Genomic DNA, 25,531 nt, shown 5'->3' with positions numbered 1-25,531 from the left:
AAATCAAAACTCCCTTAATGGAATTAAATCAGTAAAGCAAAATCTTGTTTCACCAGTGTATACATCTTTTGAAAACTTTTTCTCGCCAACTTGAAACCGGATTGGCTTATTAAAAATTGGGCCATCATATACAAACGAATGATACTCCCCATTTTCACCGCAAGGGTCCACTCCTTCAGGCAGTGCTTCCATAAACCCGTCATTAATTTCTCTACCGGAAAAATCCTCAGACAGTTTGTTCATATCTACACAGGTTATAATTGTTTTATACCCTAGTGACAAAAAGCGGTGAATTAAATCTGTAGTATTCTGACCCCAAAGCGGAAAAACCGCTGTAAAACCTAAGGGTTTTAACTGTTCTTCACGGTACTTGCGGATATCCTCAAGAAATAGGTCGCCAAATACAATATGGTCAATCCCACTCGCCTTCAATTCAGCTAATTCCCGATTCATTATTTCCCCGTATACTTCATTGGAGCATTGCTCTGGAATAAAAATTTTTCTTAATGGAATGCCAATAGATTCCGCCTGTACGTCCAACAGTTCCTCCCTTACTCCATGTATGCTTGTCCGATTAAAGCCTTCAGTCACTGTTGTAAACAAAAATTCAACCTCATATTCTTCCCCATGAAGGAGTTCGTGCAATGCCAGTGTAGAATCTTTTCCACTGAATGATAACGCAGCTCTTTTTTTTGCCACGAAAAAATCACCTCTTCCCCTTCTACCATTATAATTTGCCGGGGCTAGAAAAGCGAAAAAGAGCACTTAGCCCAAACGTGTCCCCTCTAATGTTTTGGAAGCATAAAATATTACAAAAAGGAGTGGAGTGAGGTATGGGTTTATACATTAATAAACGTGAACATCCCAATGTTTTTGAAAATAAACAAACGCTCAATGCCCCTAATCAGTCATATTCAAGACAGGATTTCCTGACTGAATTAATCAAGGAACAGGAAATAGCGAATGCCGCCTTAAGAAAAACATTAAGGGAACTGCAAATTCGTACTCTTAAGCAGGAAGAATCCCAAACTAGCCATTGGAATGATATCGGCAGTCAATTGAATGACTTGCAAAAAAGCAGCCAATCGCATCAAGAAATGATGAGAATGCAGGAAAAATTCCAAGAGGAAATAGCGGACAAATTAAATCGACAAACCGTTTTTCAAAAAGAAGTAACAGAGAAATTGAACAGCCAAGAGGAGTTTCAAAATCAAATCTCTGCCAAAATGAACAAGCAAGAGGAGTTTCAAGAAGACGTCCTTAAACGATTGGATTATCAAGAAGCATTAACAGAGAAAATTTCACGGCAGTTGAACTTTATTCGGTCCATCCTATTTGAACGGACCAATTATTTGGCCTCCAAAATCGAGGATGGCTACAAACTTACCTCCTCCTATGTCTATAAACTGATGACAGGTTCTGATAAGCCGCTGACCTTCTTCCTGATGAATCAAAATAATGATGAGCGTCCAAAGCTGACAGATAAACCATAAATGATGACAACAAAAAACGTTCATGCCTTAAAGAGCATGAACGTTCTCCTATCTTAAACTTAAACACCCTTTGTGAAAGCGTCTGTTAATACCGGCACGATTTGTTTCTTACGGGAAACGACTCCTCTTAACGTCGCAGTATTGTCATCAAGGGTCACATTATAAGCCTTTTCCACTGCAGCAGCTTTATTTCCAAGCGCTAACCCTACTGAATCATTGTTTAGAATATCAGTCACTACCAATAAGAATAAGTCCAGATTCTTCTCATCGATTTTCTTAGAAATAGCTGCTTCTAATTCTTCTTTGCGGGCGAGAACTTCCGCAGTATCTACAGCATTGACTTGGGCAATTTCTACTTTGCTTCCGCCCATGTCAAATTCTTTTGCATCCAGTGTTAATAAATCAGCTACAGACTTGTCGCTTAAATCCGCACCAGCCTTCAGCATTTCTAAACCGTACGCTTGCGCATCTACTCCGGCAAGATCTGCTAATTCACGAGCTGCAGCAACATCTTCAGCCGTGCAGGTTGGCGATTTGAATAATAAGGAATCAGAAATGATGGCTGAAAGCATAAGTCCCGCGATTTCTTTCTTAATTTCCTTGCCATTTTCTTTGTACATTTTATTTAAAATTGTGGCCGTACAGCCGACTGGCTCACAGCGATAATATAACGGATCGCTTGTTTCAAAATTTGCAATGCGGTGATGGTCAATTACCTCAAGCACTTTAACATCGGTGATGTCGTTCGCACTTTGTTGGCGTTCATTGTGGTCTACCAAAATAACAGAGTTAACTTCAGAAGCAACAGTTTCAACAAGACGTGGTGCCTCTATCTTAAAGGTATCAAGGGCATATTGTGTTTCGCCATTGATTTGGCCAAGGCGGACTGCTTCAACATCATGTCCAAGTTGTTTTTTCAAGTCTGCGTACGCAAGCGCAGAACAAATCGTATCTGTGTCTGGATTTTTATGTCCAAAAATAAGTACTTTTTCCATGTTCCTACTCCTAACCGTATTAAATTATGTAAGGACAAGCCAAATAAGGTATCCCTATCGGAAATTATATATTAATACGGTAGAGTATTCAAAAATTTTTTATAAAAATTTCACCATCTGTACTTGTTCCGTCATCTTATTAAATCCATGGCTCATTAGGTATGCGATGATTGGACTTGAGATGGAGGCATTGACCGTCATAAAGTTTACGGTTTTTTCAGCTCCCCCGCAAATGCTGGCAAAAATAATTTTCAATAATTCACTGTTTACTTCAGAAAACAACTCCAGTTGATAGATAACGACTTTTTCTACCTTTCCATGTTCATTCCATATTCTTTTAAACAAGCAATAGCCCAAAGGGTCATTTCCTGTTCCATAAAAAATTTGTGCTTCACCGTTTCTGACACTTTGCCATTGGCATTGCCAAGGTACATTTTCTTTATAAAAAGAAAGTGTTGCCAATTGTTCGGGACGGATGGATTTTACCCAGATAGATGCAGCTAAAACTGACTCGAATTCCTCAGACCCATTTAAATGAACAAGGGAATCAACAATCTCATATCCATATCGTTGATATAAACGAATGGCCCGTTCGTTTTCCTTTATCGCTTCGAGAGTGGCAACCTCCACCCCCTCTTCCGCGTAAATCCTTAAAGTCTCCTCCATTAAAAGCTTGGAAACTCCTTTTCCACGATATTCCGAGGCTACTCCGGTACCTCCATTCCAAGCGGTCTTTTTTCCATCAATTAGGCGCACTCCGTTTAAGACAATTGCTACAGGCTTATCACCATCGAAAGCAACAATCGATAGATTCATTGAAAGCCCCTCATTAACCAACCTAGCAAAAAACAGCTCCGCAGACATTTCCAATTTTACAAAATAGCCTTCAAAACCGCGATTCCAGGCCGTGATAATGTCCGTTATTTGACATTCAGATAATTTTTTAAAAAGAATACTCATGAGTCGGCCCCCTTAAATAGCGTTGAAGAAAATTAAAATAAAATAGACTAAATAGTTTATTTTAATTAAACCAAAACCTTCCAGTTTTTACAATCCATAAGAAAAATAATCCCATTATGGACGAGAAAAAATCCATAATGGGATGATTTCAACTAACATTATTTAACCGTCAAAGGAAAACCCTCTGTCCAATTGTCGCTATTAGTTCCGGCGGCATTGGGAAGTTTAATGCGGCAGGATCCTTCATGACTGCCGGGATTACCATTTGTAGTGCCTCTCCACTAATATTGTATTCACTAAAATCAGCCGGCAAGCCAACTTTATGCTCCAGTAAACGAATTTTTTCGATTACTTTTGCCGACTTTATAGTACTCCTATCTCGCTTTCCGTCACTTTATAAATCTCTTCGATTTTCTTTCCCTTCGCCCTCGCTAAAACTTCCATGCGAACAGCAAGCTGCTTCATGGTGAAATTCATGACATCATCAGGGTTACCGCCAAACGAACTTACCTCTTTTCCGTCTATCCCTTCTTGATTAAGTTTGATCGCCAGCGGGGCCAATTCCCCCATCCTTGCGGCAATAAATTCATAGAGATGAGGATGTTCGCAAATTAACCGCTGCAGCAGGAAGGTCCCATATCCGATATGCCGGGATTCATCCCGTTTCAAATTGCCGATTCCCTCCATAAGCCCCGGCATGATTCCCGCTGTTTCCAGAGATTGATAGAAGGAGAAATATCCGGTTTCTGCCAGTACCCCTTCCACAAACATGTTGTAAACAACCGATGCCTCAGCAATGGCTTCCGGCGATTGATCGGTAACTAGACGTTCCATTGCAGTTGGCAGGATTTCATGGAAAATATGCTGATAGGTTTCTGAATGAAAATGTGACAAGTCGCCAGTCTCCCCAATCGCATTTAACACCCTGCGGAAAAATTCTGTGTGCTTTGCTTCCTCGTATAAAAATGTTGTTAAAAACATTTCCTCCTCGAGACGCCCTTCTTTGGCAATAGCCATGATGAGCGGCAGCAAATCCAATGTTACAGCCTCTTCTCCTGCCTGGAACATAGAAATGAGCCGTAGGATGTCTTCCCTTTGCGTATTATTCATTGCTTGCCAATCTTTTTGATCTTGGCTGAAATCAATATCTGCTGGATTCCAGGTTCCTACCCTCTTCGCCTTCTGATAAAGTCGGTAAGGAAAGGAATCCTCCATCAAACCGCGGCTGCTTGTTGTCAAAATCGTTCTTTTTTCCATAAAACATTCTCCTCTCATCATTTCCTTTTTGTGAAAATCAGCTGTTAACGAACCACAATATCTGCAGCTGTTTTGCGAAGATGCGTTTTCAAAATCTTTCCAACACCGTTTCTTGGCAGTGAATCTAGGAACACAATCCGCCGTGGTGTTTTGTTTTTTGCTAAATGGTCTTGGCAAAAACGGATCAATTCTTCCTCTGTTAGCTCTGAACCAGCTTTTTTGACTACACAGGCAACCATCTCTTCCCCCATCCGTTCATCCGGTATGCCGACAACAGCCGCTTCAGCAACCTGCTCATGACCATTTATAATTTCTTCAACATCGCGAGGATAAAGATTAAAGCCTCCTCGGATAATCAAATCTTTCTTTCTATCAACTATATAGAGGTAGCCATCATCATCCTGCCGGGCCATATCTCCCGTGCATAGCCACCCATCTTTTAACACTTTCCGAGATTCTTCTTCATTTTGATAGTAACCAGGGGTCACATTATCCCCGCGGACAATCAGCTCACCTACTTCGCCGCAAGGAACTTCCACACCATTTTCGTCGACTATTTTCACTTCAACACCAGGAATCGGAATGCCTACAGAACCTGGCTTAATTTCGATACCTTTGCGATGGGCTGTTACAACCGGTGCTGCCTCTGACAGACCGTATCCTTCAAAAACCTTCGCGCCAAACTTTTTCTCAAATGCGTACAGCAAGGCTACTGGAAGCGGCGCAGACCCTGAACCTATCGATTCTAGACTGGAAGTATCGTAATGATCTGCCTCTGGGTAGGACACAAGCGCATAAATCATTGCCGGAACTCCGGAAAACGATTTCACTTTATGCTTTTCAATAGCATTAAGTACTTCCTTTACATCAAAGTTAGGAAAAACAACAATGGAACTTCCGGTTAAGTACAACACATTTGAAACTGTCAACCCATATACATGTGCAAGCGGGAGGACACCCAGGGTGGTTCCACGCTCAGTTTCATTATGTTTTGCCGAGTTTTCGGCATTCGAATATAAATTTTTATGTGTTAATATAACCCCTTTTGGATTTCCGGTTGTTCCGGATGTATAAAGGATGACTGCGGTGTCCTCAGGCTGGACATCATCATAATAAAGATTGTCATCTTGAACCATCACATCATAAATATTTTTAGCTTTTTCATTTGTTGGCTGATCTGCAACAATCAATTCGGGTTTTACAGGCAGCCCTTCTAAGGATTTTTCTACATTTGGAAGAACATAAGAGGAAGTAATGACTGCTTTTGCCCCGGAATTTAGGACAATATAATGTAGCTCTTTCGGATGAAGCGTAAACATGACTGGAACGATGATGGCCCCCGTACGGGTAATTCCTTGGTAGGCAATAAGGACTTCCGGACAATTTGGCATACAGACCATAACGCGGTCGCCTTTTTCGACACCTAGCTTTTTCAAGCCGTTTGCCAATTCGTCGGCATATTCCTTCGTTTGCACATTCGTAAAGGTCTTTTCTTTGAAGTATAAAAACGGATATTCACCAAATTGGTCAATATTCGTTTCAAGAAGATCTTTTAACTTCACAAAATTCTCTCCTTTAACTCTTGCATCTATTAAACTATTTAGAATTACTAGCCTTTTGAAACCGCTATCATTTTAAAAATCTCTTTTTTAATATAAGGAAAAGACTCCCCCTTTCATACTAATTAGTTGGTATTTCACTAACAATTACTATAAACAAAATATTCTAAAAATACAATAATTACCGTTTGACATTTTTCTCGTTTTTTCTATGCTCTAGAAAAAACAGTGACAATGTATTGCCACTGTTTTTTTATTGCGTTATTTAAAATTTGGCTTTCTCTTTTCCAGGACAGCATGGACCCCTTCTTGGTAATCCTCGAGCTCGGTAACGATCCCCATTGCTGAAGAAATCATATCCAGGGATGTACGTAAATCAATGTTTAATCCCTGGTACACGGCTCTTTTTGTAAAACGCATAACTGTTTGCGGGCCATTCGCTAATTTTTGAACATAGTCTTCCACAAACTCCTCTAGTTTGTCATCTTCCACGACATACGTTACGAGCCCCATGTCTTTTGCCTCTTTTGCAGTTAGGACTTTTCTCGTCCAGAGTAAATCCAAAGCTTGGTCTGTCCCGACAAACCTTGGTAAAAACCATGCAGCACCATCTCCTGGTACAATTCCAACATTTAAGTAGCTTTCCGAAATTTTGGTGTTTTCGGCAGCAATGCGAATATCACAGGCCAAGGTCATATCAAAGCCTGCCCCAAAGGCAACACCATGTAGAACCGCAATCACAGGTTTATCAATTTCTTTCACCAGAAGAGGAATTCTTTGTACTCTTTTCCATAAAGAATTTTTTCTGGCTAAAGCGGTCGAGGAAAAATCTTCATTCCCATCGCTTTGAAGAAATCCTTCTCCTCTCCCCATCGATTTGATATCCCCGCCTGAGCAAAAGCCGCGTCCATTTCCGGATATTACAAGTACCCGAATGTCATCGGAATCACGGACGGTCTCTAATGCTTTAATCCAAAGGTCAATCATTTCCGCACTAAAGGCATTTAAACTATCCGGCCGGTTTAAAATAATTTTGGCGACCCCATTTTCCACATTAAAAATTAGATCAGTCATTGGATTCCCACCTTTTTTGCATGTTTTACAACGCCAGTTATCACGGACCATAATTCGTTTTTCTCTAATTTTAATAGTTCTTCCGTAATAACCTGTTCCCAATCGGATTCTGTCCCAAATTCCTCGCGCCAAGACCAAAGTCTCCTTGTGCTGTGATGAAGGGTATGTTCATATGTAAACCCAATCGCCGCCAATACTTGATGTGCAATCGTATTAACTTTTCCCGCCGCTTCATTTATTCGGATTTTTGCATAGGCTAACTCTTTTGAAAAAGGATTCGTGCCGAAAGCATCAACAGCATATTTGGCGGCAATTCCAGCACCAGCAGTTTCGCCGGCAAGTGCTGCCAGATGATGCTGAATTGCTTGGAAACGGTGAATAGGCCGTCCAAATTGGGAGCGCTCATTTGTATGGTTAATGGTTACATCAAGAACTCTTTCGATAGCCCCAGCCATAAGCACGCTTCTTGTTAATGCCCCTGCATAATACAGCTTCTTTGTTAGTGCGCTGTAGTCGACAGATACGGTTTGACATTCCTCAATGTAGACCTGATCAAATATCACTTCGTCTCGTGCTTCCCCAGCCATGTTTTTGCCAGGTTTAATCTCCGCTTTTTCAAGCGGTAAAACAAGAAGGACGGTTCCGTCGATCGACTCTCCTGCTACCAGCAGTTTTTCCGCATTCCTCGCCCATGGAACATATTTAGCTTTACCGTTTATAATCCAGCCTTGACCGCTTTTTTGCAACTGGAAAGGTTCCGTACTATTTTGTCCTGGGATCGTGACAATCCCCTCAACAACAGATTCTCCCAAATCGCTTAATAACCAATTGGCTATAAACGTTTCGGCAAGTGGAATGGGTGCAGAATATTTGCCCGCCATTTGCAAAATACTCAAGGCATCATCCAGGTCACCGCCGCTCCCCCCTAATTCCTCCGGCACTCCTACTCCAAGCATGCCGTAGGCCTCCAGGTTCTCCCATAATTCAGCTGCCCATTGACCTTTCTCCGCGTCATTAACCACTTCTTTGGTTGAATATTTTTCAAAAATCTTTACTGCTGACTCCAAGATCATGTCTTTCATTTCACTCATTGGTTAATAACCCCCTTTGCCACAATTCCCCTTAGAATTTCCGTTGTCCCTCCGCGAAGTGTAAATCCTGGTGATTGCAGAATTGATTGCGCCAGGAACCTTTCTAATCTGTTTTCGGAATCGGTTAACGGAATGACAGAAACTAGTAATCTTGTAATCTCCGGAATCTCCTGCTCAAATTGGGTTCCCATGTCTTTTACTAGAGAAGCAATAATATTAGAAGGCACACCTTCTTCCAACAAGCGGGCAATGCCAAGCGACATATTTCGAAGTGTCCACAGTCTAGAGATGAGTCTGCTAACTTCGTTTAATCCCTTTGCGTCACATTTTTCTATTAACACATTCGTTAGTTCATTTAGAAGAGGAAATGTGCTCAGAATACGCTCCGGACCACTTCTCTCATAGGCCAATTCCGCCATGCCCTGCGCCCAGCCATTTCCAAGTGTCCCAACAACCATTCCATCGGGAACAAACACATCTTCAAAAAAGACTTCATTAAAATGATGTTCCCCTGTCATCAGATGAATTGGGCGAATGGTTACTCCCGGCGCATTTAAATCGACAATCAATTGGCTCATCCCGGCATGACGGTTGTTAGGGTCCATTGGAGTTGTCCGGCATAAGACGATCGAGTAATGGGCATGATGGGCACCGCTTGTCCAAATTTTGCTGCCATTTAAAATCCAGCCTTTATCAACCTTAACGGCCCGTGCCTGAAGCGCAGCCAAATCGGATCCTGCATTAGGCTCGCTAAGGCCAATTGCAAAATAACATTCTCCCTTTGCGATTCTTGGCAGGAAAAATTGTTTCTGTTCTTCTGTCCCATACTTTAGTAAAAGCGGACCGGTTTGTCGGTCGGCAATCCAATGCCCTGAAACCGGGGCGCCTGCTGCCAGCATTTCTTCAGTAACTACATATCTCTCAACTGATGAACGTTCCCCGCCGCCATATTTTTTCGGCCAAGTCATGCCGATCCATCCGCGTGCTCCCATTTTTCGTGAAAAATCCTCCGAGAATCCGCTAAGCCAGCAATCACATTTTGTTTCGATTAAACCGTTTTCAATTTCTTCTTTTAAAAACTGCCTAATTTCTCTTCTTAACTCTTCCGTTTCTTTCGGAAGCTTTACCACAGGAATTTCCAGCGTTTTCATTTAGTTTCACCCTCTTTTCTGCAATTAACGCTTATGTAACTCTATTACTACCAAATAAATTATATAATAATTTTGACTTTATGGTCAATTTTAAATTATCTGAAAAATTATTCTCTACTCATTATTCTAAGGAAATAAAAAAGACAAAAGCCCTATTTTCGAAGCCTTTGTCCTTTAAACATTTAAATAAAATTATCCAAAATTATTTTTTCTTAATCATAATGGTTTTTGTGTTGGTATATTCTTTTAATCCTTCGATTGAATTTTCAACACCGATTCCTGATTGTTTATGGCCTCCAAAAGGAACGTTCGGTAAAAGAATATGTGCCTCATTGATCCAGACCGTCCCCGTTTCCAATCTTTCGGCAATGGAACGTGCCAGGTTAAGATCTTTCCCCCATACAGAACCAGCTAATCCATAATCCGTATTATTTGCCTTCGTAATGACCTCGTCATAATTGCTATATTTAATAACAGGCAACACCGGTCCGAAGGCTTCTTCTGTTACCACCCTCGCATCTTCAGGCGGGTTATCAACAATCGTAATAGGTATAAAGTAACCTGTTTTGTCCTCAACGGTTCCTCCGCAAACAATATTCGTGCCTGTGCTTTTTGCATCTTCTATCAAAGCTTTAACCTTTTCATATTGCATCTTATTTTGGACTGGACCAATTAAGGTGTCAGGGTTCATCCCATCGCCGATTGGAATATTTTTCGTATACTGTTTAAATTCATCTAAAAACTCATCGTATATCTTTTCATGCACATACAACCGTTTTGTGGCCACACAAATTTGTGCTGTATTGGAAAAAGCAGCCCAAAATAATTTTGGAACAACTTCCTTCGGGTCAGCATCTTCCAGGACAATTGCCGCATCATTTCCGCCTAACTCAAGTGTTACGCGTTTTAAATTTACGGCTGCACTTTGCAGAACCTTTTTCCCGGTAGCTGTCGAACCGGTAAAACTTATTTTATTTATATCAGGGTGCTCTGTCATCCATTGCCCAAGTTCATTTTCACCTGTTACAACATTAAACACACCTGCCGGAAAAATATCCCTTGCAATTTCACCTATCCGTAAAGTAGTTAATGGAGTATAAGGCGAAGGCTTCACAACGATCGTGTTACCAGCAAGTAATGCCGGGGCAATTTTCCACATCGCCAAGAGGACAGGGAAATTCCATGGAACAATTAATCCTGCCACACCAAGCGGCGTGTAATATCTCTCAATGGTATGGCTCTCATTATCCTCAATAATTTCACGCGGCAGTCGATACCTAGCGATTACTTTACACCAATGGCAGGCTGAATCAATTTCCATGTAGGAACTAAATCCCCCGTTTATCGGTCTCCCCATTTCTGCTGTAAAAAGGTTGGCAAGCTCCTCTCGCTGCTGGATAATCGCATCAGAAAATGCTTCTAATTTGGATGCTCGTTCCTCAATAGAAACCGCTGACCATGCAGTAAAAGCTGCTCTTGCAGCCTTTACTGCATTATTTAAGTCTTGTTGGCTGGCTTTTGGTACCTGCGCGATTACCGTTTCATTTGCTGGATTTAGTACTGGAACTGTCTGTTCAGTTGTAACAGCTTTTCCATTAATGGTCATACTAAATTCCCTTGTTAAGGTATTCATTTCTCATCCTCCCAGATTTAGATAAGCCCTTTCTAATCTATTCATTGTCCGCCATTACTACTACTATTTTTTGGATTAGCCTGACTTATCCCTTTTCAAATAAAGGGTTTAATCAATCCCTCATTCTGCATGCTTTTTCAATTCCAATTTGGTTACAGTTTCTTTATGCACCTCATCCGGGCCATCCGCAATTCTTACGATTCTTGCTCGTGCATACATTCTGGCAAGAGGAAAAACATTACTTACGCCGCCGGCACCATGAACCTGTATCGCTCGGTCAATGACTTTGCAAGCCATCTCTGGGGCAGCTACCTTAATCATCGCTATTTCAGCTCTCGCTACTTTATTCCCAACTGTATCCATCATGTAGGCAGCATTAAGGGTTAATAATCTTGCTTGATCGATATCGATTCGTGATTGAGCAATCCAGTCCCTGATGACTCCTTGTTCAATAACAGGCTTTCCAAATGTTACTCGTTCTTTCGCTCGCTTAATCATTAATTCCAAGGCTCTTTCAGCTGCTCCGATTAAGCGCATACAATGATGGATTCTGCCAGGACCCAATCTTGCCTGTGCTATCGCAAATCCTTTCCCTTCACCCCATAAAATATTTGAAACTGGGACACGAACATTTTCAAATATAACTTCAGAATGGCCATGAGGGGCTTCATCATACCCAAAAACCTGCAAATTACGGACAATTTTCACACCAGGGGTATCCTTTGGTACAAGAATCATAGATTGTTGTTCAAACTTTGGGGCATCAGGATCCGTTTTCCCCATTACAATCAAGATTTTACATTTTGAAGATTCGATACCCGATTGCCACCATTTTCGGCCATTAATGACATAAAAATCTCCTTCACGTTTTATACTTGTTTGAATATTCGTCGCATCTGAAGAAGCAACATCCGGCTCTGTCATACTAAATGTAGACCGAATTTTCCCTTCTAATAATGGATTTAACCAGCGTTCTTTTTGTTCCTCTGTACCAAAGCGATCCAATATTTCCATATTCCCTGTATCAGGTGCAGAACAATTGAATACTTCTGGTGCCATTCCCGATCTACCCATTATTTCACACAACGGGGCATACTCAAGATTAGTAAGACCTGCGCCATTTTCACTTTCTGGTAAAAATAAATTCCACAATCCCGCGTCTTTGGCTCTCTCTTTTAACTCTTCCATAATAGGTGGTTCATCCCAGTGATTTTCCTTTAATTGTTCCTCATAAACTGCTTCGTTGGGATAGATATGTTCTTCCATAAACTGAATAAGTTCTTGCTCTAGCTTTTCTACTTTATCGGATTTTTTAAAAATCATCTGCTTGCCCTCCCATTTCTAAATTTTTCTGTTCGCCTGAATTTCGGCATATAGCATGATATTTTTAACATTGCTATTAAGGTTGGCAAAACGTTCATCCTTTGTATGGCCTAGAGTATATCGATAATACATTTGTTGTACGGCAACGGCAATTTTAAAGAAGGCTAACGTCATATAAAACTGGAATGAGGATACATCCCGGCCCGTATTTTTAGCGTATCTTTCTAGAAATTCACGGCGGCTTATGAATCCTTTCTGAGCTGTCGGCATAATCAAACTTTCCTTAATTAATTCTGAATCGTTTTCCTCAAGCCAGTAACTTAAAGTGGCACCGAGATCAAATAATGGGTCACCTATCGTGGCCATCTCCCAATCTAAAATGGCATTTATCTGTTTTAAATCATCCGATAACAGAACATTATTAATTTTAAAATCATTGTGAATTAATGTTGCCTCATGTGAATGAGGTAAATGATTGATTAACCAATTTATGACTTTGTCAACCACAGCGATATCATCTGTTTTATATTTTTGGTACCTAGTAATCCAGTTTTTTAGCTGTCTTTCTATGAAACCATTTGGATACCCGATATTTTCCAATCCAGCTTTTTTATAATCCACCTGATGCAGATCTACTATGGCATCAACCATCAAATAGGAAATGTGCTGTTTATCGATAACAGACAGGTCATTCTCTTTATTTGGATCATCATCCAAGGTAATTCCTTTTACTCGCTCCATAAAATAAAAGGGTGTTCCGATTACTCCCTCATCAGAACAATATAAATACGGCTTTGGAACAAGTGGGAATCCCGAATAAAGTTTATTAATTACCTCGTATTCCCTTTTCATATCATGTGCTTTTGGCGGTAAAGGTCCAAACGGCGGTCTCCTTAAAACAGCTTCCCAGCATCCGCAGCGTATAACATAGGTTAAATTAGATTTGCCTGCAGGAAATTGTTGAATCTCCAAATGTTCATTTGGAATGTCCTCAAAATTTTTCACAAGAAATTGTCTTACTGCCTCATAATCTAGCTCTTCCCCTTTTCTTACGGGAATTGTGTGACTCATGTAACAGCCCCCTTACTTTCGTTATTTTCTGTACCCTCCGTCCACGGCTAAGAGTGATCCAGTAGTGAAACTAGCAGCGTCTGAGGCAAAATATAAAGCTGAGCCAATAATCTCTTCTGGATTTCCAGGCCGCCCAAGAGCTGAGTTTTTCTCAAATCGTTTCATCGCCTCCTCCATATTCCACGCCTTAGCAATATCTGTTAAAAAGGGGCCTGCGATTATGCAATTGACGCGCACCTTAGGGGAGTAAGTATCTGCTAAAGCAAGTGTAAGCGCATTTAACCCGGCCTTGGCAGCAGCATAGGGCACTTCATTCTTTGTCGGCCGGATTGCTGCAATGCTGCTAATATTAATGATGGCTCCCCCACTACCTTTCGCCATGCGGTCTCCTACCAATGCCGAGAGACGAAATGGCCCTTTTAAATTTAATGCTAAAACGCTGTCCCACATAGATTCGCTTACATCAACTAGGGAATCGTAAAGTGGGGACATACCGGCATTGTTCACTAATATATCAACCTTGCCAAAATGATCATAAGCGGCTTCTACCAATTCATTTACCTGGTCCCACTTCCCTATATGACAAGCATATGGGAGTGCTCGGCGGCCAATAGCTTCCACCTCTGCAGCAACCTTTTCACAGGCATCGAGTTTGCGGCTTGCAATCACAATATCCGCTCCTGCTTTGGCAAAAGCGAGTGCCATTTCTCGTCCAAGACCACGGCTTCCTCCTGTTATTAGAGCAACCTTACCAGTAAGAGAGAAAAGTTCTTCAACTGCTTTCATTCATTTCTACCTCCAAAAATTCTCTGTTTCATTATTTTATTGTTAGACACATCTACCTTTATGAAATTTAGGAATTAAAAGGACATAGGCTCCATTTTAATGAGCTTATGTCCTTTTGTTTTTTTCCTCTAACTATTTCGCACCCCTATAAAACAATATTTTTTTACAACGTTTTTTCAGTAGAGGCAGCACGTTCTTTTTCTTGTTCAATTAATTTTGTACGCAAAATCTTTCCTACTGCTGTTTTTGGAAGTTCATCTTTAAACTCTATGAGTCTAGGTACCTTATATCTTGCTAGATTTTGGTTGCACCATTCCTCCACTTCTTTTTCGGTCAAAGTGACATTTTCCTTGAGGACGATAGCTGCTTTTACCGTTTCACCACGATATGGATCAGGTACGCCATACACGCAAACTTCCCTTACAGCCGGTAATTGATATAATACTTCCTCGATTTCAAGCGGATAGATGTTGAAGCCGCCGGCGATAATCATATCCTTCTTTCTTCCAACAATATAAAAATATCCATCCTCATCCATAACGGCCAAATCACCCGTAAATAGCCAGCCATCCCTCAAAGCATTAACGGTTTCTTCTTCATTTTTCCAATATCCCTTCATGACTTGTGGGCCTTTTACGATAAGTTCACCCGTTTCACCAACAGGCAATTCAATTGTTCCTGTAGCGATATCAACAATCCGGCAATCTGTGCTTGGGATTGGTATGCCAATACTGCCGGGCTTTCGTACACCTTCGCTTGGATTTTTCGTCACCATCGTAGTTGCCTCTGATAAACCATAAGCTTCAATAATCGGGGCACCTGTTTTTTCCTCAAAACGATTCATGATTTCCACAGATAATGGTGCAGATCCGCTGCTGCATATTTTAATAGATTTAAGATCTTCGGACGTCAAATGCGGGTGGTTTAACAAGGCAATATACATAGTAGGCGAACCACTAAAGGTGGTCGGCTTAAAATTTCTGATTGTCTCTACAAGCAAATTTAATTCAAATCTGCTGATCGTATTAAAAGTTCCCCCCCTAAAGATAGTGGTAACCATTGTCGTCAAACCCATAGCGTGAAACATTGGGGCGATACCGATTATTCGTTCCCAAGAACCTTCACTTGCTTCTCCGACACTCGATTCCTTGTTCTGATAAAGATTACTAATGAGATTGTAGTGTGAGATCATTACACCCTTCGCCCTGCCAGTTGTTCCCCCTGTATACTGCAAGATAGCAATATCATTTTCAATATCGATATTAACTTCTGGGGACGGGTTTGTTCCTTTTTCAATCCAGGCATTAAGGCTGTCTTTAACGTCCTTTTCACCCTCTGCGATAAGGACTGTTAATTTGTCTTTATAGCCGATTTGCTCGAGTTTTGGAACTTGGATGCGATTCGTGATAAACCAAACTGCCTCGGAATCTTCTAAAATATATTCCAGTTCTCTGGGTGTATACAAAGGATTGACTTGAACAACGGTGCCGCACAAGCGTTGCACCGCAAAAAAGGAGATTATGTACTCCAGACAATTTGGCAGCATGATCGCTAACTTATCTCCTTTTTTAAATCCACTATCATATAAGGCAGAAGCTAAACGGTCTACATCTGAGTTAAGTTGATAGTAGGTCTTCACCTTTTGATTATCAATTACGGCAGTTTTTTCTGGATGGAGGTTGGATGAATCCTTGAGCAAATCATCGATGGAAACAGCGGGAGGGGTAATTTCGTAAGGAACTTGTTCTGGATAAGAGAAAAGCCAAGGTTTATTCAAAAAATTCACTCCTATTCTAAACAATAATTTTTAATGTTTTCCCTAACCTCTTCGGATATCCCGAATTCTTCTGCAATATACGTGTCAAAATCACCATAATTCCTTAATATCGCGTTATAGGCAGCATGAAGATAGTCTTCTCTTAGTGGAAAAGCATTTATTAATTGTTTATACTCTTCTGGAGTAAAATATTGCGATGCTTTTTCAAAAATAGTTTGATGACGTTCAGCTAATGTTAGATTTGAAAGTAAGTAATCTCCTAATACAGTTTCATAAGGTACACCCATGGTCATCAATATTAACATGGCACCTACACCCGTTCGGTCACGGCCGCCCGTACAGTGGTGGACAAGCGGCAAGTTTTCTTCAGGGCTTTTTAATAGCATCATTAATCTTTTGTAAGAAGGATTCTGTATTGGCATCTCAGTATAAATCTTTAAAAATCTTTCAACCGTGAATTGACGGTAATAGTCCGCATTAAATCCGTCGTCTTTCACAAACATATTTGTGGCAATATTTTCTTCGCTAATCGCAGAAACCCGCTCAAGAATGGCAGACCCTAAAGGCGGATCGGGCTTCCGTTCCGCCTCCTTTTGTCTGCGATAATCAAACACTCGTTTTAATTGCAGGGTTTCTAATAAACTTACATCTTCGTCAGTTAATCCGGTTAATTCTGCTGCTCGAAAGAGGAGCCCTTTTTTTACTTTTCTGCCATCCTTTGTTGCCAGTCCGCCCATATCGCGGAAATTAACGGCTCCACTCAGTGGCAGGAGACACTCCGGCATTATGTTATTCTTCATTCGTACCACCTATCAAACTTTTATTTAAGAACTTTAATTAATCTGTTATTTTTTGGGTAAGGAAATTTTTCCTGTTTCAGGTTCAAACTCGATGGAATCAGAAATTTGTACTATTTTTCCATTCTCGGCTTTGGTCATGTACATTTTCGTAATTCCATAATGGTTATTTTCAGAGAACGATACCCCAGCATACATAGAGCCATCCCAGTTATCGAATGTATTGAAGGATTTTAGAAAATTATCCCAGGTAAGATTATCGCCGCTTATTTTTAATGCTTCAACGAATACTTGTGCAGCCGACCAGCCGCTTTCTACAAAATTAGTTGCCTGCTCATTTGGATACGATTTTTTAAATCTTTCTTTGAAAAGTTTAATTTTTTCATTATTTTCATCATCCAAACTAATCAGGATTCCACCGCTATAGGTTCGTTCCCAAACATCGCCTCCAGCCAATTGGAATGCATGGGTGTCCCCGCCAGCAATGGAGGAAACAATGTAATTAGTTTTATCTAGTCCGATTTTATACATTGCCTTTTTCAAATTAACGACAGGACTCATCACACCAAAATTAAAGATTGTATCTGGCTTGGCTTGCTGAAGTTTTTGGGCCTGGGCACTGAATTCCGTGTCGGCGGGAAGATAGGTCACTTCGGCAACAAGTTCGACGCCTGGATACGTTTTAATTATTTCTTTAATCTTGTTATATGGGGCTTTTCCAAAGTCATCATTTTGATAAGCAATGGCTATTTTCTTAGCACCCAGCTCGTTGACAGCATAATTCAACATAATTTGGGCTTCCACTTCATAGTTCATCATGGTTGCCCCCATCCAATTTTTTACCGGTGGATCGACAAATCCCTTTAACCCAGTCCCTGGTAATATAACCGGGATGCCTTTGTTTATATAGTAGTCTTTTGCAGCAAGATTAGCGGCAGAGCCCTGATTTCCAATGACGGCAAATACTTTATCTTCCTCAACAAGTTTCTTGGCATTCTGCGAAGCTTTTGTTGGCTGATATTGATCATCGTAAGCAATTAACTTTATTTTCCGGCCATTTACTCCGCCGTTTTCATTGATATACTGAAAATAGGTATCCATACCTTTTCGGAAAGTATCATAGACAGCTACAGGTCCCGTTTGCGGTGCCGAATGTCCAACCATGATTTCGTTCTTTGTAACCCCTTGAGCTAGTTCATTGCTATCCTTTCCTCCAGTTGTATTGTTGGAACTTGTTTTCTCCCCGTTGCAAGCTGCTAATAGAAACACCATCATAAAAGCGATGAATAAAGTAAAGCCTTTTTTGACCATTGAAATCCCTCCTTATTTCGGAAATCGCACATAACAAAACTATTATGCATGTCAAGAAGCCTTACGTTATTAACCTGCACTTGCTTTAGAATGAGTTGTTCAAACCAACTTTTCATTATTATCTGGCACACTTTAAGTGACGGGCAATCTCTTGGATTACCGGTACACCTTTTCTTGTCGCCGTATTAAACATCACAAATGTTTTCGTTGATTCGGTAATAAGAATATCGTCTTGATTATAAATCTCTTGTTTTACGGTAAAACTTTTGTTGCCCACATTCATTAAAGTGGTCGTAACATTCAGAGTATCTCCCAATCTGGCTTCCTTATGGTAGGAGACATCGAATTTGAGGACAACCGTACCGAGATCTTGTTTCCTTAACTCCTTAAAATTTACTCCAGCCTGTTTGTACCATTCACCGACCCCTTTTTCTAAAAAAAGAATATATTTCAGGTAATTGACATGGCCAAGCTGGTCGATGTCATCTGGTGTGACAACAATTTTTGTGGTAGTCTGCATTTTGTTTCCCTCTCTTCATCACATTCCGCATTTATGGATGCTCCCAATTTTTTTACCCGCCAAGATAAAGTCGGCGGACTTCATCATTATTTCTTAAATCTTGGGAATGTCCTTCCAAAGCAATATGTCCGTTTTCCAATACATACGCATAATCAGAAATCCCAAGTGCCATATTGGCATTTTGTTCCACCAGCAAAATAGAAGTGCCATCTTTGTTGATTTTTTTGATGATTTCAAAAATTTCTTTCACAAGAATAGGGGCAATTCCCAAGGACGGTTCATCCAATAAAAGTATCTTCGGCTTCCCCATTAACGATCTTCCGATGGCAAGCATTTGCTGTTCACCGCCGCTCAGTGTTCCCGCTTTTTGTTTGACCCTTTCTTTTAACCTTGGAAAATATAAAAATACCTTTTCTAAATCCTCTTTAACATTTTTATCTTTGCGGCTATAGGCGCCAATTTTTAAATTTTCCTCCACTGTTAATAATGGAAAAACCCTTCTGTTTTCAGGACAGTGAATAATTCCTTTTTTGACAACCCTGCTCGGGCTGTCTTTCAACATGGATTGACCGTCCATTTCATATGAACCTTTTTTCGGCTGAATGAGTCTTGAAATCATCTTTAGAGTTGTTGATTTACCAGCGCCATTTCCGCCTAACAAAGATACAATCTTTCCATCCTCCACCGTCATGTTCAGTCCTCTTAATGCATGGACATGGCCATAATAGACATGCACATCAGACAATTTGAGCATTCTCTTCGACCTCCCCTAAATAAGCTTCAATAACCACTGGATTTTTTTGAATTTCTTTGGGGGTGCCTTCTGCAATTTTTTGACCAAAATTCATGACCGTTACAAAATCTGACACTTCCATTACAAGCGACATATCATGTTCAATCACAAGGACTGTATAATTCATTTCTTTCTTTAAGCGGAGGATGAGCTCGCTGATTTTTTTCGTCTCCACTGGATTCATCCCAGCTACCGGCTCATCGAGTAAGATTAGCTTTGGTGAAGATATGATGGCTCTTCCGATATCTACCATTTTTTGATAACCAAATGGGAGATTTCTAACTTTTTCATTCGCTAAATCGGTTATCGAAAGTAAATCCATCACTTCATAAGCTTTTTTTATTGATTCTTTTTCTGTCTTTTTAACAGAAGGCAAATTTAACGAAATCGAAAAAATATTCTTTTTCAAGGTTGGGTGCAGCCCTACCAGCAAATTGTCAAGGACAGTCATTTTTGCAAACAATTCCACATTTTGAAAGCTTCTCGCAATCCCCTCATGAATGACTTGATGGGGTTTAAGTTTTAAAATATTTTTTCCATTAAAATCGATTGTGCCGGCAGCTGGAGTATAGAAACGGCTAATGCAATTAAAAACCGTCGTTTTACCCGCGCCGTTCGGACCGATGATTGAATAAATATTTCCCTGAGGCACTTCAAACGAAAGGTCTTTAACGGCGGTTACGCCGGCAAATTTTACGGTCACATCTTTAAACGTTAGCATCCCTGGCAGCACCTCCTTGTTCAAGGTCAGAAAGATAAACTTCCTGTTCATCCATTACTTTTTTGCTTGGTTTTTTTATCCTGAACATTTCCAGCAATGATATTAAACCATTTGGACGGAAAAGAATGATTCCGACAATGGCAATACCAATTATAATATTGGTCAACCCGATTAATGATTTCGTTAATTCAGGCAGTACTGTAAAGATAATGGCACCAATAATGGCACCTGGAATAGAAGCCAGGCCGCCAATGACTATCATCCCAAGTAACAAAAATGACGTAAACACGGAAAAATCGTTCGGGCTGACGAATCCGATCCAATAACCATAAAGTCCGCCGGCAATTCCTGTAAAAAAAGCGCTAATCACAAACATCAGTGTTTTGTATAATGGAACGTTAATCCCGGTAGCCTGAGCAGCAACCTCACTTTCTCGAATGGCGACAAAAGCCCTGCCCAATCTGCTTTTCACAATATTATGGAGAATCCATATGATTACAACAGTCATTAAAATAATGACGTAAATAAATTGACTATCATTGGACAACCATTCCGGCCGGGCAAGAGGAAGACCAGAATACCCGCCAGTAAGTGAGTCCCAGTTAAGCGCAATCTGTGGAATGGACAGCCCAAACCCTAACGATACGACGGCAAGAAAGTTACCGCTAAGCCGCACTGCGGGGAGTCCAATAAGTAAACCGATGATGCCAGTAATCACTCCTGATAACGGAAGAACAAGCAAGAAAGGAAGACCTAATTTGGTCGTCAGGATAGCAACTGTATAACCACCCACCGACAAGAAGCCTGCGTGGCCGATGGAAACCTGGCCGCCAAAGCCAATTAATAAATCCAATGCCATTGCGGTAATGGCATATACGCAAACCATAACGAAAATAGAAATAAGATAAACCGATTGTCCAACGATAAAAGGATAAGCAAGGAATAAAAGAACGAGTAAAAATAACCAAGGTTTACGATTTGTAAATAGCTGTTTCAATTCACATCACACCTTTTTTACAATTTTTGCTCCCCCAAATATTCCTTGAGGACGAATGTACAACACCACAACTATCAATAGAAAAGTAAAAACAATTTTCAGCTCCGGGGCAACATAATAACTGACTAAATTTTCAAAAACGCCAACAATTAATCCACCAATAACCGCACCCGGCAAGCTATTAAACCCACCTAGAACAGCACCGGCGAAAGCGATAATCAAAACCTCTCCCATCATATTTGGACTTAAAAAAGTTACTGGGGCTGTCATCATCCCAGCTATACCGCCGAGTGCAGTACCAATCGCCCAAGCTCCCATAAAAACGCCGGAAACCTTAATTCCCATTAGCTCTGAAGCCATAATATCCTGTGAGGCAGCACGCATCCCTAAGCCAGCTTTTGTGAATCGGAATAATAGGAAGAACAGCAGCATCAGAACCAACGTTAACCCAACCGTAAAGATTTCGTTGGTCGATATAAAAATACTGCCAAGTTTAAAAGGGTCACCATGGAAGGCCTCCGGGAACGAAGTGGGCTGATACCCCCATTTAAGTCCGGCCAGCCCATTAAATATCATAAACAGTCCTAATGTAAGCACCACTTGATTTAAATGCGGGGCGGATTGAACCCTTTTCATAACCAACACATAAACCACTATTCCGAAAACTAAGGCAAATAAAAGCGCTAAGCCAAGTGCTGCTAAATAAGGGAATCCATATTTCGATAAAAAGACATAACTGATAAAGGTTGTGATCATGGCCATTTCGCCATGCGCAAAATTTGCAACTTCGGTTGTTTTAAAAATTAATACAAGTCCTAAAGCTGCTAATGCATAGATACAACCAAAAATTAAGCCGCTGGCAATGATTTGCATACGTTTATCACCTTCCGCTTATTTATTTGCTGTTTCGAGACTTTGTTTTAAAATATAACGCTGGATTTTTCCGCTCGGTGTCTTAGGGAGGGTTTCAACAAATTCAACTTCTCGTGGGTATTGATGTTTTGATAGCTTTGCTTTTACGAAAACACTTAATTCGTCAGCTAACTCTGAGGAAGATTTATGAGATGATTTAAGAACTACATATGCTTTTACAATTTCTCCTTTAACAGGATCCGGTTTCCCGATTACAGCAGCTTCAGCTACGGCAGGATGTTCTAATAGGGTACTCTCCACTTCAAAAGGACCAATTCGGTAGCCAGCGCTGGAAATGATATCATCAGCTCTGCCTTGGAACCAAAAATACCCGTCATTATCTTTACTTGCAAGATCCCCGGTCCAAAACCAATTTCCCGTTATTTTTTCTGCCGTTTTCTTTGGATCATTCCAATAACCTAGAAAGAAGTACGGAAATGCATGTATATCTACGGCGATTTGACCCGCTTCACCGACTTCGACCGGATACCCTTGCTCATCTAATAAAGCGATATTATAGCCAGGAGCCGGCAGACCCATTGATCCGGGTTTTACCATCATGTCTGTGACATTATAGTTATTTACAATCATCCCAGTTTCGGTAGAACCATAGTGATCATAGATTTCCCGGCCAAAATTATCTTTAAAGAAGCGGACAACTTCTGCATTTAATGGTTCACCAGCACTGGAGAACTGTTTTACTTTTAATGAATATTTCTTTACTAAATCAGAACCGGCTGCCATCATCATTCTGTATGCCGTTGGGGCATATGCAAAGTTTGTAACTTTATATTGTTCTAGTAATTGATAGTATTTTTCAACCTGGAAAGGACCTTTATATACGACGATGGATATACCGAGACTTAATGGGCATATAGTACAGTTCATCAAACCATAAGCCCAGCCCATATCCGCACCACCCATGAACCGATCATTATTTTCCATACCCATCGCATATCTAAGGTAAGGGTAAGTGCTGATAAAAATTTTATGAGCCCAAACGGCACCTTTTGGCATGCCTGTTGAACCAGATGTGTATTGGATTACACTAGGATCCATCATGGTGGTTGACTCTGTTTCATGTTCAGCAGGGAACTGTTGAATAAACTCCCAGAAAGTTAATCCATTACCTGATAAACCATCAGTTAATAGAAGCTCACAGGATACTTGTTGACCTTCAATTTTTTTGGCCTGTTCCTGGTTCGTTACTAAAATTTTGCAATCAGCATCTTTTAATCGATACGTAATGGCCTCTGGGCCGAAAGCCGTAAACATTGGAACATAAATAGCACCTATTTTCCATGTTGCAAGGACTGTCAAAATTAATTCCATGTCCTTCCCCAGGAGACCTGCCACACGATCGCCCCTTTTTACTCCCAGCGACCGAAGTGCATTCGCCATCCGGTTTGATTGTTCTTTTAAACGGAAATAGGTCCAGACATCCTTATTTCCTTTTTCATCCTCCCAATAGATAGCGATACGATTCGGGTCATCAGCCCACCTATCACAACATTCATGTGCTATATTAAGCTTTTCATGAACATTCCAATCATAGGTTTTCACTACTTTTTCCCACGAGAAATCATCCCTTAATTCTGCATAATTCAATTTTTGTCACCTCGTTTAAATTTTTTACTTAATCAGAAACCGCTTACAATAATATAACTTTCAGCTGTACAGTATGTAATTCATGATTGCTATTTTTTCCAATTTAGTATTGATTATATAATACAGAGCAATATTTGTACATATTTTTCTAAATATTATTAATTTTACAAAAATTATTACGCCATAATGTTTTGGTAAAGACTTGGTTTACTCCACCTATATTTAATAATAAGACATATGATATTTTCACGATTTGATTACTTTTTTTGAATACTAGTTTGAATTATTTTAATTTTTAAATAATTAACTTGCAATTTAAATCAAATCTCTTTACACTTATTCTTGAGAGTTTTTAAGAATGTAAGCGCTCTTTTAATAGTGTTTTGTTCTTTACTCTTAAAGTGAATCTTTGATTGGGGGTAAATTTTGTGAGAAAAAAGTTGACATCAGCACTTGCTTTGATTCTAACTGTTATTTTGTTAGTTTCATGCAGCGCACAAACCAGTAAAAACCAATCAACTAAGGGCGACCCAAAAGAAGGCAAGAAACAGGCTCAAGGAGTAACGGATAAAGAAATAATTGTTGGGCTCACCGGTCCACAAACAGGACCAGTCGCGGAATATGATAAAGTCAGAAGAGGCGTTCAAGCATACTTTAATTATGTCAATGATAATGGCGGTGTAAATGGAAGAAAACTTAAGTTAATCGCCTATGATGATCAATATCAGCCCGCAAAAACACTCCAAAGTATTCAAAGATTAATAGAACAGGATAAAGTATTCTCTATTATATATCCAATCGGAACGGCTAATATTGCCGCATCCTTACAGCTTTTAGAAAAAACCGGTATTCCGGTAACGGGTCTGGGGACTGGGGCAGACAAATTTGTGAATCCTCCAATTAAGAATGTTTTTGGCGGAACATTTAATTATGTAGTCGAAGCAAAGGTCTTTTTAGATTATTCTGTCAATAAGCTGAATGCCAAAAAAATAGCCATTGCCTATCAGAATGATGATTTTGGAAAACAGGGACTTGAAGCGATCAAGAAAAACATTGGAAAATATCCTGGAGTTTCAATTGTAAAAGAAGTCCCTTTCTTGGCAACAGATAAAGAATTTAGCTCTCAGGCCCAACAGCTGAAGGAAGCAAAAGCAGATGTAATCATTATGAATACAACTCCTGCACCAGCTGCAGCATTGCGTAAAGAAATGCATAAAATTGGGGCATCGGACACTCCATTTATTGTTTCACAGACTGGCGGTGCAGATAAAAACCAATTTAATTTAGCGGGGAAAGATGCTTGGGAAGGTATAATATCTTCTCTACAATATCCTAATTATGAGGAACAAATGGATAACCCAGAAGTCAAAAAGTATGTTGAGTATGTAACCAAAGACTTTGGGAAAGAATCGCTGGGAGCTCTCTCTGAAGGCGCATGGTCCACTGCTCAAGTATACGTCGAAGGGTTAAAGCGAGCAGGAGATGAATTGAGTTGGGAGAACTTTATTAAAAAAATGGAAACCTTTGATAAATGGGATGGCTCTTTCTACCCTTCTGTCACCTATACAGCGGAACACCGCTACGGAAATACATCCTTATTCCTAGTTCAAGCAAAAGCAGGTGACCTAGTGCCAGTCACAGGGAATATCCACTATGATCCGGAAAAAGATAAAATTGAGTATGAAAAGTAATATTTAAAACT

23 protein-coding genes are annotated in these 25,531 nt (G+C 40.3%); 2 read left to right on the top strand and 21 right to left on the bottom strand.

Translation table 11 applies throughout. The annotated features are described in order from the left end of the window. Positions 1–3 precede the first annotated feature (3 nt). On the bottom strand, positions 4–699 hold the full coding sequence (locus tag QNN06_RS13445) for a Dph6-related ATP pyrophosphatase (protein WP_213115884.1): 696 nt from the start codon (positions 697–699) through the stop codon (positions 4–6). A 134-nt stretch (positions 700–833) separates the two neighbouring features. On the opposite strand from QNN06_RS13445, the gene QNN06_RS13440 reads away from it, so the two are divergent. Next, positions 834–1,493, top strand: coding sequence for a hypothetical protein (locus tag QNN06_RS13440; protein ID WP_213115885.1), 660 nt, complete (start codon positions 834–836; stop codon positions 1,491–1,493). A gap of 59 nt (positions 1,494–1,552) precedes the next feature. Here the strand turns inward: QNN06_RS13440 and QNN06_RS13435 are convergent, their stop codons facing one another. From QNN06_RS13435 to QNN06_RS13340, 20 genes are all read right to left on the bottom strand, one after another. After that, complete coding sequence (locus tag QNN06_RS13435; protein WP_213115886.1) at positions 1,553–2,488, bottom strand: manganese-dependent inorganic pyrophosphatase; 936 nt, start codon at positions 2,486–2,488, stop codon at positions 1,553–1,555. Positions 2,489–2,587: 99 nt separating this feature from the next. Beyond that, positions 2,588–3,448 carry a GNAT family N-acetyltransferase gene (locus tag QNN06_RS13430; RefSeq protein WP_284037701.1) on the bottom strand — a complete coding sequence of 287 codons (861 nt, stop codon included), beginning with the start codon at positions 3,446–3,448 and terminating at the stop codon, positions 2,588–2,590. A gap of 363 nt (positions 3,449–3,811) precedes the next feature. After that, a complete protein-coding gene (locus QNN06_RS13425; protein WP_213115887.1) occupies positions 3,812–4,705 on the bottom strand; it encodes a R2-like ligand-binding oxidase in 894 nt (297 codons plus the stop codon). A gap of 44 nt (positions 4,706–4,749) precedes the next feature. Continuing rightward, entirely contained in the window at positions 4,750–6,267 is a 1,518-nt protein-coding gene (locus QNN06_RS13420) for a class I adenylate-forming enzyme family protein (protein WP_213115888.1), read from the bottom strand. Positions 6,268–6,525: 258 nt separating this feature from the next. After that, a complete protein-coding gene (locus tag QNN06_RS13415; RefSeq protein ID WP_213115889.1) occupies positions 6,526–7,338 on the bottom strand; it encodes an enoyl-CoA hydratase/isomerase family protein in 813 nt (270 codons plus the stop codon). Next, complete coding sequence (locus QNN06_RS13410; protein WP_213115890.1) at positions 7,335–8,429, bottom strand: acyl-CoA dehydrogenase family protein; 1,095 nt, start codon at positions 8,427–8,429, stop codon at positions 7,335–7,337. The genes QNN06_RS13415 and QNN06_RS13410 overlap by 4 nt, the downstream gene beginning before the upstream one ends. Further along, on the bottom strand, positions 8,426–9,580 hold the full coding sequence (locus QNN06_RS13405; RefSeq protein ID WP_213115891.1) for an acyl-CoA dehydrogenase family protein: 1,155 nt from the start codon (positions 9,578–9,580) through the stop codon (positions 8,426–8,428). The genes QNN06_RS13410 and QNN06_RS13405 overlap by 4 nt, the downstream gene beginning before the upstream one ends. Before the next feature lie 202 nt (positions 9,581–9,782). Further along, entirely contained in the window at positions 9,783–11,213 is a 1,431-nt protein-coding gene (locus tag QNN06_RS13400; RefSeq protein WP_213115892.1) for an aldehyde dehydrogenase family protein, read from the bottom strand. A 120-nt stretch (positions 11,214–11,333) separates the two neighbouring features. Next, positions 11,334–12,536, bottom strand: coding sequence for an acyl-CoA dehydrogenase family protein (locus QNN06_RS13395; RefSeq protein ID WP_217033993.1), 1,203 nt, complete (start codon positions 12,534–12,536; stop codon positions 11,334–11,336). An 18-nt stretch (positions 12,537–12,554) separates the two neighbouring features. Beyond that, positions 12,555–13,607, bottom strand: a complete 1,053-nt coding sequence (locus QNN06_RS13390; RefSeq protein WP_213115894.1) for a phosphotransferase family protein — start codon at positions 13,605–13,607, stop codon at positions 12,555–12,557. A 21-nt stretch (positions 13,608–13,628) separates the two neighbouring features. After that, positions 13,629–14,393 carry an SDR family NAD(P)-dependent oxidoreductase gene (locus tag QNN06_RS13385; protein WP_284037700.1) on the bottom strand — a complete coding sequence of 255 codons (765 nt, stop codon included), beginning with the start codon at positions 14,391–14,393 and terminating at the stop codon, positions 13,629–13,631. 163 nt (positions 14,394–14,556) lie between these two features. After that, on the bottom strand, positions 14,557–16,179 hold the full coding sequence (locus tag QNN06_RS13380) for a long-chain-fatty-acid--CoA ligase (RefSeq protein WP_213116877.1): 1,623 nt from the start codon (positions 16,177–16,179) through the stop codon (positions 14,557–14,559). A 2-nt stretch (positions 16,180–16,181) separates the two neighbouring features. Then, positions 16,182–16,970, bottom strand: coding sequence for a tyrosine-protein phosphatase (locus QNN06_RS13375; RefSeq protein WP_213115896.1), 789 nt, complete (start codon positions 16,968–16,970; stop codon positions 16,182–16,184). Positions 16,971–17,015: 45 nt separating this feature from the next. Further along, complete coding sequence (locus tag QNN06_RS13370; RefSeq protein ID WP_284037699.1) at positions 17,016–18,278, bottom strand: ABC transporter substrate-binding protein; 1,263 nt, start codon at positions 18,276–18,278, stop codon at positions 17,016–17,018. A gap of 118 nt (positions 18,279–18,396) precedes the next feature. Then, on the bottom strand, positions 18,397–18,798 hold the full coding sequence (locus tag QNN06_RS13365) for an acyl-CoA thioesterase (protein WP_213115898.1): 402 nt from the start codon (positions 18,796–18,798) through the stop codon (positions 18,397–18,399). Positions 18,799–18,850: 52 nt separating this feature from the next. Further along, positions 18,851–19,552 (bottom strand): ABC transporter ATP-binding protein, encoded by a 702-nt coding sequence (locus tag QNN06_RS13360; RefSeq protein WP_213115899.1) that lies wholly within the window; start codon positions 19,550–19,552, stop codon positions 18,851–18,853. After that, positions 19,536–20,312, bottom strand: coding sequence for an ABC transporter ATP-binding protein (locus QNN06_RS13355; protein WP_217034003.1), 777 nt, complete (start codon positions 20,310–20,312; stop codon positions 19,536–19,538). Before QNN06_RS13355 ends, QNN06_RS13360 begins: the two co-directional genes overlap by 17 nt. Beyond that, positions 20,299–21,309, bottom strand: a complete 1,011-nt coding sequence (locus QNN06_RS13350; RefSeq protein ID WP_213115901.1) for a branched-chain amino acid ABC transporter permease — start codon at positions 21,307–21,309, stop codon at positions 20,299–20,301. The genes QNN06_RS13355 and QNN06_RS13350 overlap by 14 nt, the downstream gene beginning before the upstream one ends. Positions 21,310–21,315: 6 nt before the next feature. Continuing rightward, on the bottom strand, positions 21,316–22,182 hold the full coding sequence (locus tag QNN06_RS13345; RefSeq protein ID WP_213115902.1) for a branched-chain amino acid ABC transporter permease: 867 nt from the start codon (positions 22,180–22,182) through the stop codon (positions 21,316–21,318). Between the two features lie 18 nt (positions 22,183–22,200). Further along, positions 22,201–23,829, bottom strand: a complete 1,629-nt coding sequence (locus QNN06_RS13340; protein WP_213115903.1) for an acetate--CoA ligase — start codon at positions 23,827–23,829, stop codon at positions 22,201–22,203. Positions 23,830–24,257: 428 nt separating this feature from the next. Here QNN06_RS13340 and QNN06_RS13335 point away from each other — a divergent pair, with 428 nt between their 5' ends. Continuing rightward, a complete protein-coding gene (locus QNN06_RS13335) occupies positions 24,258–25,520 on the top strand; it encodes an ABC transporter substrate-binding protein (protein ID WP_213115904.1) in 1,263 nt (420 codons plus the stop codon). Positions 25,521–25,531: the final 11 nt, after the last annotated feature.

It is taken from the genome of Neobacillus sp. 114 (genome assembly GCF_030127045.1).
Taxonomy (GTDB): Bacteria; Bacillota; Bacilli; order Bacillales; family Cytobacillaceae; genus Neobacillus; species Neobacillus rhizophilus.
The sequence above is the reverse complement of the archived record's forward strand: the minus strand, read 5'-3'. Positions and strand labels throughout refer to the sequence as shown.